Here is a 19,539-nt window from a genome sequence, read left to right as displayed (position 1 = left end):
CGGCTTTTCACACTTGTTAACGCTTGGCTGATTTTATCCCAAATCGTTTCTTACTGCTCAAGTGTTTTTTCTACTTTTTCATAGAGATCCGCAGCTAAGTTATCCATATCTGCCAACTCTTGCAGTACCTGTCGCATTTGCTGCTGGCGATGGTGATCGTAATAGGCCAGTTTGAGCATAGGATCAATCAATCGTGATGCCACCTGTGGATTCGACTGATTCAAGGTCACCAAGATCTCTTTTAAAAAGCGGTAGCCGCTACCATCTTGGGCATGAAAACGAGCCGGATTACGATTACAAAATGCCCCGACCAAACTGCGTACACGGTTGGGGTTTTTGAGCGTAAAGGCAGGGTGCGCCATCTGCGCTTTCACCTGCTCTAAGGCAGTCTCGGAAGGGTTCGCACCTTGGAGCATGAACCATTTGTCCATCACCAGTCCATCATGCTGCCATTTATCACTGAAATCTTTCATCAGTGGTTCACGACACGGTAATTGCGCATTGTTAGCGGCATTCAATGCTGCCATGGTGTCAGTCATATTGTTCGCGGCTTGGTAATGACGCTCTACATGCGTGTTGCCGTTTTCCGTGTGCGCGAGATAGCTCAAACAGGCATTACGTAAAGCGCGTTCACCGATCGCTTTGTGGGTGATCTGATATTCAGGTTGCGCATACTGACGGTATACCGCGTCAAACTCATCAACCATATGATCGGCAAATTGTTGCTTGAACGCCGCCATGACTTGATGAATCGCATCAACGTCGACAATATCAAACCAGCCAGCCACTTCCGTCTCGGTCGGTAAGTTGATCACTTCCGCAATCAATGCCGGATCCGTGTTGTCGCTGAGCAATACGCCACGAAATGCATCAATCACTGACAAAGGCACATCAATAGGCTGTTCGTTTTGTACCCGTGCGACGTTCTCCTTAATATGCTTGGCCAGTAGACTCTGACCCGCATCCCACCGCGCGAAATCATTGCGCGCATGTTGCAGTAAGAATGCCAACTCATCGTCTTGATAGTCATGTTCAAGCTTCACTGGCGCGGAGAACTCCCTGAGCAGGGAAAGCACAGGTTGCTCATCCACCCCATCGAAAATAAAGGTCTGCTCAGCATCTGTCACCGCCAGGACGTTTGAGACCGACTCACCGTGACGTTGTAACTCAATCACACTGCCGTCGCGACGATAGAGTGCAATATCCAGTGGAATATATAGCGGCAACTTCTCTTGCTGATCCGCTGTTGGCGGCGTGTGCTGCGTGACATGTAACGCCAACTGTTTGCTATCGGGGTCGTAGGTCGATGATACATTCAATACCGGCGTCCCAGATTGGCTGTACCAACGGCGGAACTGAGTCAGATCGACCCCAGAGGCATCTTCCATTGCTTGAACAAAATCATCACAAGTGGCTGCTGTACCGTCATGACGTTCAAAGTAGAGTTTGACCCCTTTTTGAAACTCGGTTTCACCCAAAATGGTATGCATCATACGAATAACTTCACTGCCCTTTTCATACACCGTCAGGGTGTAAAAGTTATTCATTTCGATCACTTTTTCTGGCCGGATCGGATGAGACATAGGGCTGGCATCTTCAGCAAACTGGGGGCCACGCATAATACGCGCATTGCTGATACGGTTGACAGAGCGCGAGCCTAAGTCGGAGGAGAACTCTTGATCACGAAAAACAGTTAACCCTTCTTTCAGGCTAAGTTGGAACCAATCACGGCATGTCACTCGGTTCCCCGTCCAGTTATGGAAGTACTCATGCCCAATGACCGCTTCGATACCGAGATAATCGGTGTCGGTGGCGGTTTCTGAGTTTGCTAATACATACTTGGAGTTAAAGATGTTTAAGCCTTTATTCTCCATGGCGCCCATGTTGAAGAAGTCAACGGCGACGATCATGTAAATATCTAGATCATATTCAAGATCAAACCGCTCTTCATCCCATTTCATTGCGTTCTTCAATGAAGTCATCGCATGATCGGCACGATCTAAATTCCCTTTATCAACAAAGATTTCCAGTGCCACATCACGCCCAGAGCGGGTCACAAACGTATCACGTAACACATCAAAATCGCCGCCGACCAGTGCAAATAGGTAACTGGGTTTCGCGTACGGGTCATGCCATTCTACCCAGTGGCGGCCACCTTCCAACTCACCCGACGCAATCTTATTGCCGTTACTGAGTAAGTATGGGTATGTAGATTTATCCGCAATCACCTTGGTGGTAAAGCGAGCTAACACATCGGGACGGTCGAGATAATAAGTGATCCGGCGAAATCCTTCCGCCTCACACTGAGTACAATAAGCCCCGCCCGAAATATATAACCCCTCGAGAGCGGTATTGTTTTCAGGATCGAGCTGAGTTTGGATGGTTAAAGTAAATGCGGCTGGGACGTCTCGGACAATCAATTTGCCCGCCTCTTCACTATAGGCTGTCCAGGGGTCGCCGTTGATATCTAGGCGCACTAACGTGAGCGCGTCCCCGTCTAACACCAGATCGGTGGCGTGATCATTCAGGCGTTTCACCTGGCTAACCGCCGTGACTAGGGTGTTGTTCGGATCAAGATCAAATTCAAGGTTGATATCCGTAATGGTAAAGTCCGGCGCACGGTAATCATCACGGTATTTGGCGGTGGGTTGTTGAGACATGTCGTTTCCTTTTTATCGAGTGTACCTCAGCCAACGAACTGTATTCATTCGCCCAAGGGCGATTTTGCATGCCATACCATACCGCGGCTCGGCATTAATGACTATAGATTTAACAGTTTGTTATCATATGTTTGCGTTTACATCCAGTAAGCGCAGTATAATGTCAACGCAGCCTGCCAATCCCGACTGAAATATAATGTGACGACGGTTAAATTTTCTAAAAATTGCGGTACTATGACGCTCATTTCGTTTTGTAACCCGTAAGGCGTTCACCACGCATGCACAATCCGATCATTACATCACTCTTGGATACTGATGCTTATAAAATCAACATGCAGCAGGCCGTATTTCATCATTATCCTGATGTCCATGTTACCGCTGACTTTTACTGCCGCAGTGATGAAAACCTCTCCTACCTACGTGAACAGGTGGTGGAGCATGTCAATCATCTCGCGACGTTGCGGTTTCGTGCAGACGAGCTCAACTACCTCGACTCACTCGGCCTTTATCAAGCGGACTTTCTCGCCTTTTTGTCAGGTTTTCAGTTCGATCCTGACCAAGTCACTGTCGGTGTCGAAGACGGTCAATTGGCGATTCATATCGCCGGCCCTTGGCAAGAGGTGATTCTATGGGAAGTGCCACTACTGGCGATTATTTGTGAGCTGAGAAACCGCGCTTGTTATACTCAACTAAGTGTCGATGACGCGATTGCACGTCTTGACGATAAGTTAGCCCACCTCCCTAAAGAGGGATTTGCCGATGGGTTCCAGCTCGTTGACTTTGGCACGCGGCGTCGTTTTTCTCGTGAGGTCCATCAGGCGATAGTGACACGTCTGCACGCGGTCTATCCGCCTTTAAAAGGCACCTCTAACGTATGGCTAGCCAAACAGTTAGGGCTTGTGCCTGTCGGCACCCAAGCGCATGAGTGGTTTCAAGCCCATCAGCAGCTTGCAGGTCAGCTTGCTGACTCCCAGCAGCTTGCGTTACAAATGTGGTTGCAAGAGTATCCCGATAGCCTAGGGATAGCGTTAACCGACTGTATCAACATGGATGCCTTTTTACAGGATTTTGATCGTTCGCTCTGTCACGCCTTTAGCGGATTGCGTCATGACAGTGGTGACCCGATTGCATGGGGTGAGAAGGCGATCGCGCATTATCGGTATCATGGTATTGACCCCAAAGATAAGACACTTGTCTTTTCCGATAGCCTCACGCTGGCGAAAGCCGTGCACATCTATCAATACTTTGCCGACAAAGCCACGACCTCATTCGGTATTGGCACGCAGCTAACCTGTGATCTCCCTAATGTGAAAACCCTCAATGTGGTGATCAAATTAACCAGCTGCCAAGGGAAACCTGTTGCCAAAATTTCTGATGAGCCTAACAAAGCCATTTGTAAAGATGAAGCGCACCTCTCTGCACTAAAAGCCGCGTTCAAGTTGTCAGACTAAACGCTTCCCCAATAGAAAAGGGCCAGTTTATTTATCACCGGCCCTTTTCATCAATGTTTTATTGATGCGTTTTTATGATAACACGCTCTGTCATTGCTCACCGTTGCCGTTGTAACACCGCCTCCATACCAAACACCTCATTGGTCAAGCGCAAGGTATCTGAGGCAAGTTGGTACTGGGATGAATGGCGTCCTTCTTCATAAATAAGCATCAGGTTGTCACCTTCCACCAAGTAAACGCCTCGGTGAGTAATTGAACGGCCGTTGTTGCCGCGAACTTGCATCGCAAAAAGAAAGTCTGGGCGAAGTTTCAGCGAGACACCATCCACCTCTTCACTCACATCTTCCCCTTCTATGCTGTTTGAACGCCACACCCCGGAGAGATCGTCAGGTAGCAGTTTAGTAAACACGGCTCCCTGAAGCTGCAATTGATTATGATTTAACTGGTAGGCATGCACTTGATCCGCCCCCTGCCCATCGTACAACCGCAATGCTTGATGATTCACCGCATAACTGCCTGCAGCCGTCTCGAGCTGCCCATCACGACGTAGCATATCAATACGGAACTCATAGTGAGAGTTAAACGAAAGATTAATCGCTTTATACGGATGGCTCGCCTCTGACTCTTCCTCAGCACTAAACCAATACCATTGACCAAGCAGTAACGGGACATCAAATCGTGCTAAATCGTCACCGCGCACTGGCAAGGCCATCACTAAGGCCAGAAAAACACCCAATAAGCAACGCATACCTTCCCCCTCATTGGCAGTGATGCCTTAACGATAAGGTTAGACTGACTTATCAGTTTTATGCAGTTTTTTGAGCAAGATCTCGTTTCATGTAGGTTGAATCCGCCTAGTCGTCACCATAACGTCATAAAAAAAGCCTAGGCGAATTGCCTAGGCTTGGGGGTGCGCTAACGTGCTAAAAGACCGTATGCCGACCTGACATTTAACGGTTGGCTGAAAGAAGGTTAGCCAAATCTTTTGTGATGCTCGCGGCTTCATCTAAGTATGCATCTGGCTCTTCATAGTCTTTAGGCACATCATCGAGCGTTTTGAAGGGCGGTTCACCCAACGCCTTCTGACGTACATTTAATCGCGCCAAGCGCTCTTGATCTTCTCGCTCCATTTCATTGCGCCGTGCGTCTTCATTCAAGGAGATTGTGTTTTTATCTTTCTCTTCTTGATAGCGCGCAATGTCTTGACGAATGAAATCAAACTCTCGATCATCTTTGATCCGCGCTTTGTGCTTTTCACCTATCGTATTAAGCACCGAATCAGGCATGGATCTAGGCTGATAATCCGCTTTCTCAATTCGATCCCATGGCAAGGCATTTTCTTCCACACTCTCACCTGTTTCATCCGGTGAAACGGGAGAAGGGAAGACAATATCTGGCACCACACCCTTATTTTGGGTACTGCCACCGCTAATCCGATAAAACTTTTGGATCGTGTACTGCACATAACCTAACGGCTTATCAAATAAATCGTAGATATGATTCAAAGAGCGGTGCTGCTGTACGGTCCCTTTACCAAAAGATTGTTCGCCAATCACCACCGCACGCTCATAATCTTGCATGGCGGCGGCGAAAATCTCCGAAGCGGAGGCACTGTAGCGATTAATCAACACCGTCATCGGGCCATCATAGAAACGTTTACCGTCCGTATCACTGTTGACTTTCACTCGCCCATAGCTGTCTCTGACTTGTACAATGGGGCCTTGGTCAATAAACAACCCACTGAGCGCGGTTGCTTCACTCAGTGCCCCCCCTCCGTTATTTCGCAAGTCCACGACGATACCGCTAATGCCCTTTTCTTTCAGACTCGCGATCTCTTTTTTGGTGTCATCGGCCAGCCCAACATAGAATCCGGGGACCGTCAGTACGCCAACTTTTTCGTCACCGCGCTCAATCACTTCAGATTTTACTGCGCGATCTTCCAAGCGAATCTTGTCACGGGTTAGCGTGACATTGTAACTTTTAGCATTCGCCCCTTCGGGTAAGATTTTCAGTTTAACTTCACTGCCTTTCGGACCTTTGATCAGCTCGACCACATCGTCCAGTCGCCAGCCAATCACATCGACAATCGCTTCGTCTTCTTGGCCCACACCAATAATTCGATCACCGGGTGACAACTGTTTGGACTTGGATGCAGGGCCACCCGCGACGAGAGAGCGAATCACTGTGTATTCATTTTTTATCTGCAATACCGCCCCTATCCCTTCGAGGGATAAATTCATTTCCGACTGGAATTGCTCAGCATTGCGTGGTGATAGGTAGCTAGTATGTGGGTCAACTTCACGCGCGAAGGCGTTCATGTAGACCTGGAACACATCTTCGCTATGGCTTTGCGTTAAACGCTTTAACGCGCTGTTATAACGCTTGCCCAAAGTCTCTCGGATTTCTTCATCCTCTTTCCCCGTTAAGCGCAGGTTCAAGGCATCATTTTTTACCCGCTTGTCCCAGATAGCATCCAGTTCAGCCTCGTTAGCCGCCCATGGCAGCTCAGTACGATCCAGCACCATGCTTTCGTCAGCAGAGAAATCAAAGGGTTTATCCAACACGTGCAGCGCGTACTGATAACGCTCAAAGCGTTTTTTCAGCACACGGTTGTAAATCGCATAGGCCGCTTGTGTCTCACCTTCTTTGAGCTGATCATCTAAACGCGTTTTCCAACGAGATAGACGTTCGACATCATCTTGGGTTAAAAACACACGATTATAATCCAGTGTTTCCAAGTAACGATCAAAAATCGCCGCCGAGAAGGCATCGTCGAGCGCGAACTGCTTATAGTGGGATCGAGTGAAACGAGAAGTTACACGCTTGGAAGCGGTTTCGTGTTGGGGTTCAGCGGACAGTGAAGGTAGTTCACTGAGTTGAAAATTGGCTTCTACGGCCTGGGCAGAGGCTGCCAGCATCAAGCTGGCAGCGATAGCCGAAACGCGGCGTCGACAAAACATGCGTCGAGGAGTCTCCTTTAGGCGCTGAGGTGCTCCGCTTTTACTAACATGGTTAACCCGTTAGTCAGGCGAACACGCACCTCATCCTTATTAATTTCAACAATGGTCGCTGGCAGATTACCGTTGCCCATGTTCACATTCACGTCTTTACCTACGACAACATCGTTGGCGTTGAGTTCGCGACGTGGCTCACTCTCTTTCTTAGTCATTTTAGCGGGCTTTGGTTTACTCGTACGGCCTTTCGCTGATTGCGCGGCCGCCTTCTTGCCTTTTGGTGCAGTCTTACCCGCACTTTTCGCCTGGCCTTCTGACTTTTTCGCTTGTTGCTGCTTACGACGCTCTGCCGCACGCGCTTTGCTTTCTGACAAGGTCTGCGCAGCATGGTCGATATGCTCTTGCTCAAGCTCGCCACACGCATTGCCATCAAGGTCAACGCGTGACGCCCCTGGTTTCACGCTGTGCAGATAACGCCAGGAAGACGTGTACTGACGAAGCGCGGCGCGCAATTGGGTCTTGCTTACCTTGGGATCGCCTTCAAGACGTGTCGCAAGATCTTGAAAAATACCAATTTTTAATGGCTTGGCTTCGCCTTCAACAGTAAAACATTTAGGGAAACGTTCAGCAATGTAGGCAATGACTTCTTTGCTGTTCGCGAGCTTTTCAGTATTTTCCATGTTTTTTCCTGGCCTGCTGCGAGAAACCACAGCAGCGTATCTACGTGTATTTAAGTATGAAAGTGGTGCGTATTATAGATACCTGATATGAAAAAACTACCAAGATTGGCGAAATCACAAGTGTTTTTGCATTTCTTTGACCAAGGTAGCGAGTCCATGTTCATCTTCTTGGTCAAAGCGACCGATACTTGGACTATCAATATCCAGTACTGCCTGCAATTTATTATTGACCCGAACAGGCACCACAATTTCCGAGTTACTCGCCGCATCACACGCAATATGTCCTTCAAAGGCGTGCACATCCTCTACTCGCATTACGGTATCTTGACGATAGGCGGCCCCACATACCCCTTTATCATAGGGGATGCGTACACAGGCTGGTTGACCTTGAAACGGGCCAAGCACTAACTCTTCTCCCTCGTCGAGATAGAAACCCACCCAGTTAATATCTTCAAGCTGGCTATTGAGTAACGCACTTATATTGGCCAGTTTTGCAATAAGGTTGGGTTCCCCTTCGCACAACGCAACCGCCTGTTGGGTTAACAAGCGGTAAAAATCAGCTTTGTTTTCCATAAATCACTGCATCTCAAACAACAAGACCATTACAATAGAAATAATCCAAAGACTTTTCAATTGAGTATCACTATTTATGATCACCTGGCGCTGGCTTCTTGACCAAGCTCGACCCCATCGCACCCGGCTCATTTGGGCTAACGTGGTAGCCATTGCCGCCACCTTGGTCAGTGTGCCTATCCCATTACTCATGCCGTTATTGGTCGATGAGGTGCTATTGGATAAGCCAGACTGGGGACTTGCGGTACTCAACACCCTCCTGCCTATAAGCTGGCAACAGGCGGGCATTTACATTGCCGCTGTGCTGATCATTGTCGTTATCATGCGTATCGTCAGCCAAGGACTTAACATTCTACAAAGCCGCCAATTTACTCTGGTTGGTAAGGCAATCACCTACAAAATCCGCCAACACTTGATCGCCAAACTTGGGCGGATCAGTATGCGTGAGTACGAATTACGTGGGAGTGGCGGCCTCACCTCTCACCTTGTCACCGATGTCGAAACCATCGATAAGTTTATTGGTACCACACTAAGCAAGTTTATTATTGGTCTGTTGACGGTCACCGGCACCGCGGTCGTCTTACTTTGGATTGATTGGCGACTCGGCTTGTTCATCTTACTGATTAACCCTATTGTCGTGGCGTTAAGCCGCACCCTTGGCCAACGAGTTAAGCACCTTAAAACACAAGAGAACCAATCTTTTGAGCGCTTCCAGCAACGTCTCGTGGATACGTTAGACGGTTTGTATCAACTTCGTGCTGCCAATCGTGAACGTGAGTATTTGCGTCAGCTTGACCACAGTGCCAGTGAGATTAAAGACAGTGCTGACAAGTATGCCTGGCAGTCAGAAGCCGCGGGACGCTTATCATTTTTAATGTTCTTGATCGGCTTCGAGCTCTTTCGCGCTGTAGCAATGGGAATGGTCTTTTTCAGTGATTTGTCGATTGGTCTGATGTTCGCGGTGTTTGGTTATCTGTGGTTTATGCTAGGCCCAGTCCAAGAGCTGCTCGGGATTCAATTTGCTTGGTATAGTGCTAAAGCCGCGATGACGCGTATTAATGAGGTTTTACAACTGGCCGAAGAGCCGCGTCGACCCGCGGGCATTGACCCAAGTCGTATCGCCGCCCACACACAGGCCTCGGGCTTAACGGTCGAGATTGATAATCTATGTTTCTCCTACGATGAGGATAAGTCGGTACTCAATGGTTTAAGCATGCATATCCCTGCCGGCCAGCGTGTGGCATTGGTTGGTGCCAGTGGCGGCGGAAAATCAACCCTTATTCAGTTGCTGTTAGGACTGTATCCGGTAGAACAAGGTGATATACGCTTTAACGGCCACTCAATTAACCATGTCGACATGGATGCTCTCCGTCATCAAATTGCCGTGGTATTGCAACAGCCAGTGCTGTTTAATGATACGTTGAGAAATAACTTATGCTTAGGCCGTCACCTTGCCGACACCGCGCTTTGGCAAGCTATCGAGCACGCCCAATTGGGGGATGTGGTGACACAACTCACCGACGGGCTAGATACACCGCTTGGACGACAAGGGATCCGTTTATCTGGCGGTCAGCGACAACGTGTGGCGATTGCACGAATGCTCCTGAGTGACCCTAAACTGGTTATTTTGGATGAAGCCACGTCCGCCCTAGACACGGCCACTGAGCGCGCGCTACATCAAGCAATGCAAACATTTTTGGCGGGACGGACGACCCTTATCGTGGCTCACCGCCTCTCTGCGGTTAAAGAAGCCGATGTGATTTATGTGTTGGATGAAGGACAAGTGACCCAACAAGGCACGCACACAGAGTTAGTCAATGCGCCCGGGGTATATCAAACCTTGTATGGGCAAATACAACAGGCGGCGGGAAAGTAGACCATGACACAGTCACCAGACAAACCGTTTGCGGCGTCCCCACCTTTAACGAGGTGCTCGGGGTGCGATCTGGTGTTACAACCGTGCCAAACTGACTCCGATCACCTTGCTATCTGCCCACGTTGCGCGACCAAGCTCGCGCACGGACGACGGCTGTCTTTTAATGGAGAGATAGCCTTGGCACTCACGATTTTGGTGCTGTTTCTTCCCGCTCACCTTCTGCCGCTCCTTTCCATCGATTTGTTGGGAAAAACCATCACCACATCCGTGCTTACCGGCGCCAAGATTCTCTGGTCTTCATTCCCGTTTGTCGTCAGCCTCGTCGTATTCTGTGCTTCATTTGCGCCGCTTTTGTTCACCTGTGCGTTATTGGTGATGCACCTGTCTCGACGCCAACAATCCATCCGCTGGTTTCGCCCAGCGGTACGCGTGATTGCGCACAGCCGCCACTGGGTGATGGCGGATGTTTTAATGGTCAGCTTAGCCATCGCCTGTTTTAAAATTCAAGACTACGCCACCTTACACTTTTCCGTGGGGCTTGCCTGCTATGCGACGATACAAATCCTACTATCGATTTTACTGGTGCGGGTAAACACGCAAAGATACTGGGATGCCTTTACTCGCCCAGCACCACAATCCGAGCCGTCCCCTCTTATCCGGTGCAGCCACTGCGGCTTAACACAAGGGCACCAGAAAAGCGCTCACTGTCGTCGGTGTCATTTACCGCTTCACCGCCGAATGATTCGAAGCGAGCAAAAGACTTGGGCCTGTTTAATTACCGCTACCATTTTTCTGTTTCCGGCCAACCTGTTCCCAATCTCCATTTTGTTCTCCAACGGCATTCGACTTGAAGACACCATTTTTTCGGGCGTCGCGAGTCTGATTAATAATGGGATGCTAGGCATCGCTGCGATCATTTTTACTGCCAGCATCGTCGTGCCCGTAGCAAAGATACTAGGGCTAGGTTTGATATTAATAAGCTTACGGTGCACCACCGCCATCACACCACGTCAGCATATGTGGCTATACCGAGGGGTGAAATGGATTGGAAAGTGGTCGATGATGGACTTATTTGTGATTGCGTTTATGGTCGCCTTAGTCGATCGTGGTCGCATTATGGACTTTATGCCTGGACCGGGTGCCATTGCATTCGGCTTGGTCGTGGTATTAACCATGCTTGCCACTGAATTTCTTGATACGCGTTTGATATGGGATCATCATGAGCGACAAACAAGACATACCCTCACCGATCGTTAAAAGCAGCTATGGCTTGTCTCCCCTATGGATACTGCCTGTATTGGCCTTGCTGATGGCCGCTTGGCTCCTGTTTCAATCCATCAGTGAAGCGGGGCAACGGATTCAAATTGTGTTTAGCGATGCGCAAGGCTTGGAGGCTGGCCAAACCACGATCCGTTACCAAGGGTTGGAAGTGGGTAAGGTGCGAAATATTACACTCGCGGATGACTTGGACGGCATTTATGTTGACGCCAATATCTATCCAGAGGCGACGCAACTGCTCACAAGTGGCACCGAGTTTTGGCTTGTGAAACCACGCGCCTCGATCACTGGGATCAGCGGCCTCGAAACCTTGGTCTCAGGCAACTATATTGCCTTACAACCGGGTAGCGGCGACCCCAGCCTATCCTTCGTCGCGCGTGACGAACCACCGACAGATATCGCAGAAAAAGCCGGCACAACCGTCAAGCTACACGCACCGACATTAGGCTCACTGAATGTCGGTTCGCCGATTTACTATCGGAAAATTCGTGTCGGCGAAATTTACAGTTACCGGCTTGATCAAGATTCGCAAGGGGTGACGCTCTCCGCGTTAATTGAGCCGCAATTCTCGCATTTACTCAAACAAGACTCACGCTTTTGGTCGATCAGCGGTGTAAAAGCCAATGTTGATGTGTCGGGTGTTGATGTGCAGCTCGAGAGTGTGGCGAGCTTGATTGCCGGTGGCATTGCATTCGACTCCCCGAAAGCAAGCCCAACACTTGAGGACAATCGCCCTTTTCAGCTTTACCAAAGCCTTTCGCAGGCCGCACGCGGTCAATCGATACAAATAGCGCTCCCTGAACAACATGGGCTGCCCGGCGCGGGGACGAAGATCACCTATCAAGGATTAGAAGTCGGTGAAATTACCCACATAGACGTCGCGGCACAGCAACAACGCCCAGTCGCAACCGCACACATTGACCCGAGCATGACCTGGCTGCTCAACCAAGACACCTACTTTCAGATAGAGCAGCCCCAAATTGGTTTTGATGGACTAAAGAACCTGGGTAATTTAGTCCTCGGCAACTACTTGACGATCCAACCTGGCTCGGCAGATGCTGATCCCGCGATGCCCGACAAAGTGTTTACCGCCCGAACCTGGCACCAACAGCAAAAGCAACTGACCGGTGCCCTCACAGTAACCTTAACCGCAGACGATGCATACGGCTTAACCCCCCACACCAAAGTATTGCATCGCGGCATTCAAGTGGGCTTTATCGACCGTGTCGCGCTCAATGAAAGTGACACCGTCACTTTAAAGCTATTGATTTATCCAGAATACCGCCACTTGGTGAAACAACAATCGCAGTTTTTTATTCTCGGTGGGATCACGGGCGAGCTCAGTGGTGACGGTCTCAATGTGGTCGTGCCAGCGATGGAACAAATCGCCGACCCGGCTTTAAGCTTTACCAGCGAAGGGGCGAAAGGCGTCAATGAGACGTATCCACTTTACACCTCCCCTATTCAAGCGAAGCACGCCAAGCAAGATGCACGCGGTGAAACACGCTTTACCTTAGTGGCGAGTCGTATGCCTGGTGTGAGTGAAGGCAGTCCCGTGATGTACCGCAATTTTGTGGTCGGCCAAGTGGAAGGATATCAGCTTAACGGCAACACTGTCTCCATCGCCATTGCGGTGAGTAATCGCTATAAGCATCTGATTAATCCACAAACCGTATTTTGGAATGAATCTGGGCTGGATATCAAAGCCAACCTCAGCGGCGTCGAAATTAATACAGGCTCGTTGCGTTCACTGGTTAACGGCGGTATCGCCTTCGGCACCATGCCTGGTATTAGTAATAAACGAAACGGAGATTGGAAGCTTTACCCCTCAAAGCAAGAAGCCGCTCAATACGGCGTAGATATTAGGCTAACGGTTGACCAGGCCAACGGGGTAAAAGTGGGCAGCGCGATCCGTTATCAAGGAGTCGATGTTGGCGAAGTGATCACCCTAAGCCCCGACTTCGACCACGAAAACGTGACCATTCAGGCTCGTCTCTACCCTGAATACAAAAATGCGCTTGCGCGCACCGGCAGCTATTTCTGGCTCACTCAACCCGTCCTCAGCCTGACCAAAACAGAGAACTTGGACTCACTATTTGGCACCTATATCTCGGTGGTCCCCGGCGAGGGTGACTTCACCCAACAGTTCACCCTCCATGACTCGCCCAAATACCCAAAAGGGCTGACACTCATCCTGGAGAGCGACGCTCGCCACTCTATCGCCCCTGGCACACCGGTATTACATCGCGATATCGAAGTGGGTATTGTCTCTAGCGTTAGATTAGGCGAACTGTCTGACCGAGTCATTTTCGAACTACAAATCGCGCCGCAATATGCACACCTGGTTCGTGAAAACACGGTCTTTTGGAACGAGTCCGGGGTCGATGTCTCCATTGGGCTAACGGGGGCAGATCTCAAAAGCGGCACGATTGATAGTTTGCTGAAAGGCGGTATTGCTTTCTCAACCCCAGACGATCAACCTTTGCAGCCAGTGGCCAATGATCATCGTCACTTCTTGCTGCACAGTGAGAGTAAAAAAGTATGGCAAGAATGGCGAACGGCTATTCCAACACCCTAAGCTGCTTGTACTAAGCGACCCTCGATACGCTCGCTAAAAAATCAGGGACCTCGACGCGCTCGCTAGGTCCCTGATAATACTTATCCTTTAACAAAATTGTGTCACAAACTGGCATGTCGTTATTGATAGACTACACTTTAGTAATCACAACCTAAATATTGGCATATGGCTCCTTGAGCCTTTTCCCTGAACCCGGAACAGGACGTTCCGGGTCTTTTTTTATCGGGAATTTGTGACACCGTCACTTGTTCAGGTAAATGCCGTCCTGTTCAATACGAATTTTACGTTGCTTATAAAGCCCACCCAGTGTTTTCTTAAAGGTCGCCTTGCTGGTACGAAAGAGAGAAAAAATAGCGTCAGGTGAGCTTTTATCATTAAGTGGTAAAAAGCCCCCTTTGCTCTCTAGCATCTTAATCACTTTGTCACTGAGATCGTCAACCCGCGCTTTACCATGTTTTTGTAATGCCAGATCAACTTTGCCATCCTCACGAACGGTTTTTACATAGGCACTGAGTTTTTTGCCGATAAACAGCTTACCGAACGCTTCAGCGCGATAGATAAGCCCCCAATGCTGGTTATTCACCACGCACTTAAAGCCAAGGTCGGTGATGTCAGTAATGATCACCGAGACCTTATCGCCGACTTTTACCTGAGGCGGCTCCTCACTGATAAACTTATTGAACTTGCGGCTCGCAACAATACGCCCGGATGCCTTGTCGGTATAAACCCGCACCACATAGGGTTTTCCCTCCTCCATGCGCGTACGTTGCTCGCTAAAGGGCACCAACAAATCTTTGCTTAACCCCCAGTCGACAAACGCCCCGACCGTATTGACGCCAACACAGCGCAATGATGCAAACTCACCCACTTGCGCATAGGGCGTTTCAGTCGTGGCAATAATCTCATCTTCGGAGTCAAAGTAGATGAACACATTGAGCGTATCACCAACACGGGTATTCTCAGGGACGTAACGGGTCGGCAGCAAAATATTGCCAAAGTCATCGCCATCAAGGAACACGCCAAAGTCTGCCTGTTTCACCACTGATAGTTTGTTGTATTGCCCTAGTTTAATCATTGTCTCAGCGCTGTAGAAAATAATGCCCGTGAGTATACGCAATTTGTCCTTGAGATGTGGAAGAAATACGGTTCGGGTGAGGAAAAAAACACCAACCCATGTCAACCAATACCCCTACATTCTATCCCTTGTTAGCGGCTGACAGGCTGTTAGGCTTAAATGATTAACCTAAAGGGGGATGCATGGCAGTATTTGATGGTGAACATATTCGGTTTAGCTTTAGCCAATTAGGGAGCGCATTGGGTAAAGCCGTGACCCCTACGCCTTTGGACAACGGCCGGCTTCTAACATACAACGCCGCGCTAGCTGATGAACTCGGCTTAACGACGGCAGACATTCACAGTGAACGCTTTCGTGCAATTCTGTCTGCGGAGGCGCCGCTTGCGGGCCGCAAACCCTTTGCAATGAAATACACAGGGCACCAATTCGGCCAATACAACCCTGAGCTCGGTGATGGTCGTGGGGTGTTATTGGGAGAGTGGCGTGATGATAATGGCACACTCTGGGATTGGCATTTAAAAGGGGCGGGAAAAACTCCCTATAGCCGCCACGGCGACGGGCGTGCGGTTTTACGTTCCACCCTCCGTGAGTATCTCGCGAGCGCGGCTATGAAGGGACTCAACATCCCTACCACGCAGGCATTAGCCATGGCCACCAGCGATACCCCGGTGATGCGCGAGCGCATCGAGACGGCCGCAACCTTACTTCGGGTCTCGGAAAGCCACGTGCGTTTCGGCCATTTTGAGTACTTGTTTTACAGCCAACAGCACGATGCACTGGGTACGCTGGCCGACTATGTCATTGCACGCCATTTTCCTGAGCTTGCCGAGGCCGAGAAACCTTATGCCGCCTTGCTACAAGAAATTGTCGAGCGCACGGCAGAAATGATTGCCAAGTGGCAAGCGGTTGGTTTTAACCATGGTGTCATGAATACCGACAATATGTCGATTTTAGGCCAGACCTTCGATTATGGCCCCTATGCTTTTTTGGATGATTTCAACCCGAGCAATATTTGTAACCACACTGATTACACGGGGCGATATGCCTTTAATCAGCAGCCTGCTATCGCGCTATGGAACCTCTCTGCGCTTGGCTACGCCTTTACCCCACTGCTTGAAAGTGACGTGATTAACGACATTCTCGGCGGTTATGAACACCATCTCCAGGTAGCTTACAGCAAAGCCATGCGCGACAAACTAGGGTTGTCCGATGCACAGCAAGGGGACAGTGATTTGTTCAACGCGCTTTTTTCATTGCTCGAATCTCAACAAGTCGACTACACCCTTTTCTTTCGCAGGCTCAGTGACATCAAGCAAGAGGCGCTATTAAGTGCAAAGACACTCAGCCAGTTTAACGACCTCGTATCAGATGCCGATGCCTTAACGGCTTGGTTAAGCGAATACCACCAACGGGTGGCAGATCATGACGACAACACTCGCCTCGCTGGCATGCAGGCAACCAATCCTAAGTTTATTTTACGTAATTATTTGGCCCAGCAGGCGATAGAGGCGGCAGAACAAGGTGACATGCAGCCAACTCACAATTTGATGACAGTACTGGCTTCCCCGTTTGCGTCACATTCCGCGCTTGACTCCCTTGCTCGGCGTCCCGCCGATGAAGAGAAAGATATGACCCTTAGCTGCTCCTCGTAGCCTAAACGTGCGCCTGAGTCATTTGCCACTGAGGCGCTCATCATCAATTCACTAAAATACGCCTCGGTGATCACCGCTCTGACAAGAAAAATCCAACAGATGTCACATTGATGCTTTCATAGGCGGCGTTTTTTGCTATCTTACTGGCTTCGCAACAGAATAAGATGTGAGGAAGGCTGTCCTCTATGCCACTGAAAACCGATGAGCTTCGAACACGTGTGGTGGATACCATGCCTACGCCTGCAGAGGTGGAAGCTGCCCACCCCATCAACGACAATGTTGCTCACCATATTACCGCCGCACGACAGGCGATCAGTCGTATTCTCAATGGCGACGATACGAGGCTGCTAGCGATTGTTGGTCCCTGCTCTGTTCATGATCCCGACGCGGCCCGTGATTACGCAGCCAAGCTTAAACCGCTCGCCGATAAGTACAGCGACCAATTATTGGTGGTGATGCGCACGTATTTTGAAAAGCCACGTACGGTTGTCGGTTGGAAAGGCCTTATCAATGACCCGCACCTTGACGGAAGCGGTGATATTCGTGCAGGCCTGTTTACGGCGCGTGAGCTCCTACTCGATATCAACAAAATGGGACTGCCGACCGCTACCGAGTTTCTCGACATGATCACGGGTCAGTATATCGCTGACTTGATCAGCTGGGGAGCGATTGGCGCCCGCACGACAGAATCACAAATTCATCGTGAAATGGCCTCTGCACTCTCCAGCCCTGTCGGCTTTAAAAATGGCACAGACGGCAATATCCGTATTGCCGTCGATGCCATTCGCGCCAGCAGAGAGTCTCACCTTTTCTGCTCCCCCGACAAAAATGGCAGCATGACCATTTATCGAACCGCAGGCAACCCAGATGGGCATGTCATTTTACGCGGCGGTCATCAGCCGAACTATTACGCCGACGATGTGAAAGCCGCCGCGCAAACGCTAAGCGATTTCAAATTGCCTGGTAAGCTTGTGGTAGACTTCAGCCACGGTAATTGCCAAAAGCAGCATCGCCGCCAGCTTGATGTATGCGCGAATATTGCTGATCAGATCCGCCATGGCGAGCAAGCGATTGCCGGTATCATGGCTGAGAGCTTCTTACAAGAAGGCAATCAAACCATGGGTGACGAGCAATCACGCGTTTATGGCCAGTCGATCACTGACCCCTGTCTGGGATGGGCCGATACCGAGCGCTTGCTCGAGCAACTGGCTGATGCCGTCGCGGCGCGCAACACTCCATAATGACTGACGATTTATCGGCGTGACTGGCTCACGCCCCAATTAGGAAAAGACTATGCCTTCATTTGATATTGTCTCTGAAATTGACAACGTTGAGCTAAAAAACGCAGTGGACAACGCCAACCGAGAGCTTGCAACTCGCTTTGATTTTCGTGGTGTTGAGGCCAGCTTCGAACTCGATAAAGAAACCGTGAAAGTAACGGCTGAAGCGGATTTTCAGGTTAACCAAATGATGGACATGCTGCGCAGTAATCTCGCCAAGCGTGGTGTTGATGCACGCGCAATGGATATCCAAGACATGGTTCACTCTGGCAAAACCTTTTATCAACAGGTGAAATTTAAAAACGGTATTGAAACGCCTGTCGCGAAGAAGATCACCAAAGCGATTAAAGATGCCAAGATGAAAGTGCAAACCCAGATTCAGGGCGAGCAAGTACGTGTCACCGGAAAGAAACGGGATGATTTGCAGGCAGTGATTCAATTAATCAAGGAAAGTGACTTTGAGCAGCCTTTCCAATTTGAAAACTTTCGCGACTAACCCCGAGCACTTGTTATCAATAGCATAAAAAAACGGGCCTGTTAGACTTAGGCCCGTTTTATTCGGCAGCGCCTGTCAGTCGCTAAGCGCTTTTTCGTGACAACACTCGCGTCATACTACTTGTACTTGCTTTTGATTTCCTCAAGCGTGCCATCGGCGGTCGCTTGATCAATGCCCGCTTGTAGCTTTTCAACATAGCTATCTGGCGTGTTGTTACTAAAGCTATAGTAGAGCTGAGACTCATCCAAGACATGAACCACTTCAAACTGGCTAGTGTCAATATTGTTTTGGCTCATAATGAAGGCACTGACGTTTTCCTCGTACGCCCACATATCAACACGGCCCGCCGCCAATTGTTTGGCGAGTAAATCCGCTTTTGGCGAGAGGCGTAGCGCGCCTTCATCGACACCCATTGAGCGTAACAAATGCTCACCGACGTCATCGCGTACAACGCCGACTTTATAGTTGGCAAAGTCACTCGCATTGTCGATAGTGATCCCTTTGCTTTTAGGGGCCCAGACAACAATTTTTGTGTCTGTAATCGGCCCTACCCATTTAAACTTATCTTCCCGTTCATCCGTCCGTGTGGTTGAAAACAATACGGTATTGGGCTCAGACAGTGCCGTGGCATAGCCACGTGCCCATGGCTGAATCTTCACTTGATCTCGGCTTACCGGATCCCCTGCTGCTTCTGTTGCAGCTTCGAGAAAATCAACCGCAATTCCCTTTAACTCACCGCGCTCTTCATAGTTAAACGGCGGATACACCTCAGTGATATAATCAAGATCGCCTAAGTTTGCAGCGACTGTGGTGGTTGAGAAAACCAGCAAGCTGGCGGCAATGAGTGACTTCATTGGACTACCTCTTTTAACCTTCCATTAAATGTGCTCAGCCAACATTATTATTATTAGCTCATACCAAATTGGGGAAGCTGAATAGGATAAGGCGTGGCCTTGTCACTATTCGCTCACCACCTCTAGTGTAGT

14 protein-coding genes are annotated in these 19,539 nt (G+C 49.6%); 7 read left to right on the top strand and 7 right to left on the bottom strand.

Going from position 1 to position 19,539, the window contains the following annotated elements:
* Positions 1–50: 50 nt before the first annotated feature.
* Positions 51–2,660 (bottom strand): aminopeptidase N, encoded by a 2,610-nt coding sequence (gene pepN / locus BZG72_RS05025; protein ID WP_077666248.1) that lies wholly within the window; start codon positions 2,658–2,660, stop codon positions 51–53.
* A 278-nt stretch (positions 2,661–2,938) separates the two neighbouring features.
* Here pepN and pncB point away from each other — a divergent pair, with 278 nt between their 5' ends.
* Entirely contained in the window at positions 2,939–4,111 is a 1,173-nt protein-coding gene (gene pncB / locus BZG72_RS05020; RefSeq protein WP_077666247.1) for a nicotinate phosphoribosyltransferase, read from the top strand.
* A gap of 97 nt (positions 4,112–4,208) precedes the next feature.
* On the opposite strand, the gene BZG72_RS05015 is transcribed toward pncB, so the two are convergent.
* The 4 genes from BZG72_RS05015 to BZG72_RS05000 all read right to left on the bottom strand — a co-directional run bounded on the left by BZG72_RS05015 (position 4,209) and on the right by BZG72_RS05000 (position 8,318).
* A complete protein-coding gene (locus tag BZG72_RS05015; RefSeq protein ID WP_046073211.1) occupies positions 4,209–4,859 on the bottom strand; it encodes a hypothetical protein in 651 nt (216 codons plus the stop codon).
* 202 nt (positions 4,860–5,061) lie between these two features.
* Positions 5,062–7,071: a carboxy terminal-processing peptidase gene (gene prc / locus BZG72_RS05010; RefSeq protein WP_077666246.1), complete on the bottom strand. Its 2,010-nt coding sequence runs from the start codon at positions 7,069–7,071 to the stop codon at positions 5,062–5,064.
* Positions 7,072–7,088: 17 nt separating this feature from the next.
* On the bottom strand, positions 7,089–7,745 hold the full coding sequence (gene proQ, locus BZG72_RS05005; RefSeq protein ID WP_046073209.1) for an RNA chaperone ProQ: 657 nt from the start codon (positions 7,743–7,745) through the stop codon (positions 7,089–7,091).
* 114 nt (positions 7,746–7,859) lie between these two features.
* Positions 7,860–8,318, bottom strand: coding sequence for a GAF domain-containing protein (locus BZG72_RS05000; RefSeq protein WP_077666245.1), 459 nt, complete (start codon positions 8,316–8,318; stop codon positions 7,860–7,862).
* Between the two features lie 76 nt (positions 8,319–8,394).
* Here BZG72_RS05000 and BZG72_RS04995 point away from each other — a divergent pair, with 76 nt between their 5' ends.
* Genes BZG72_RS04995 through BZG72_RS04985 form a run of 3 tightly spaced genes read left to right on the top strand, consistent with a single transcriptional unit; the run spans position 8,395 to position 14,050 of the window.
* On the top strand, positions 8,395–10,194 hold the full coding sequence (locus tag BZG72_RS04995; protein ID WP_077666244.1) for an ABC transporter ATP-binding protein: 1,800 nt from the start codon (positions 8,395–8,397) through the stop codon (positions 10,192–10,194).
* Between the two features lie 3 nt (positions 10,195–10,197).
* Positions 10,198–11,451, top strand: a complete 1,254-nt coding sequence (locus tag BZG72_RS04990; protein WP_077666243.1) for a paraquat-inducible protein A — start codon at positions 10,198–10,200, stop codon at positions 11,449–11,451.
* The gene (locus BZG72_RS04985) at positions 11,414–14,050 is read left to right on the top strand and encodes a PqiB family protein (RefSeq protein WP_077666242.1); all 2,637 of its coding nucleotides are present in this window, start codon (positions 11,414–11,416) and stop codon (positions 14,048–14,050) included. The genes BZG72_RS04990 and BZG72_RS04985 overlap by 38 nt, the downstream gene beginning before the upstream one ends.
* Positions 14,051–14,291: 241 nt before the next feature.
* Here the strand turns inward: BZG72_RS04985 and BZG72_RS04980 are convergent, their stop codons facing one another.
* On the bottom strand, positions 14,292–15,125 hold the full coding sequence (locus BZG72_RS04980) for a CvfB family protein (RefSeq protein ID WP_046073204.1): 834 nt from the start codon (positions 15,123–15,125) through the stop codon (positions 14,292–14,294).
* A gap of 182 nt (positions 15,126–15,307) precedes the next feature.
* On the opposite strand from BZG72_RS04980, the gene BZG72_RS04975 reads away from it, so the two are divergent.
* From BZG72_RS04975 to BZG72_RS04965, 3 genes are all read left to right on the top strand, one after another.
* The gene (locus BZG72_RS04975; RefSeq protein WP_077577799.1) at positions 15,308–16,777 is read left to right on the top strand and encodes a protein adenylyltransferase SelO; all 1,470 of its coding nucleotides are present in this window, start codon (positions 15,308–15,310) and stop codon (positions 16,775–16,777) included.
* A gap of 185 nt (positions 16,778–16,962) precedes the next feature.
* The gene (locus BZG72_RS04970) at positions 16,963–18,018 is read left to right on the top strand and encodes a 3-deoxy-7-phosphoheptulonate synthase (RefSeq protein WP_077577798.1); all 1,056 of its coding nucleotides are present in this window, start codon (positions 16,963–16,965) and stop codon (positions 18,016–18,018) included.
* 52 nt (positions 18,019–18,070) lie between these two features.
* Positions 18,071–18,553 carry a YajQ family cyclic di-GMP-binding protein gene (locus BZG72_RS04965; protein ID WP_046073201.1) on the top strand — a complete coding sequence of 161 codons (483 nt, stop codon included), beginning with the start codon at positions 18,071–18,073 and terminating at the stop codon, positions 18,551–18,553.
* A 116-nt stretch (positions 18,554–18,669) separates the two neighbouring features.
* On the opposite strand, the gene BZG72_RS04960 is transcribed toward BZG72_RS04965, so the two are convergent.
* The gene (locus tag BZG72_RS04960; protein WP_077577797.1) at positions 18,670–19,407 is read right to left on the bottom strand and encodes a substrate-binding periplasmic protein; all 738 of its coding nucleotides are present in this window, start codon (positions 19,405–19,407) and stop codon (positions 18,670–18,672) included.
* Between the last annotated feature and the right edge of the window lie 132 nt (positions 19,408–19,539).

Source organism: Salinivibrio sp. PR6, from assembly GCF_001995955.1.
Classification (GTDB): Bacteria; Pseudomonadota; Gammaproteobacteria; order Enterobacterales; family Vibrionaceae; genus Salinivibrio; species Salinivibrio siamensis.
Note: the sequence above shows the minus strand (reverse complement) of the source record. Positions and strands in the feature narration are given on the sequence as shown.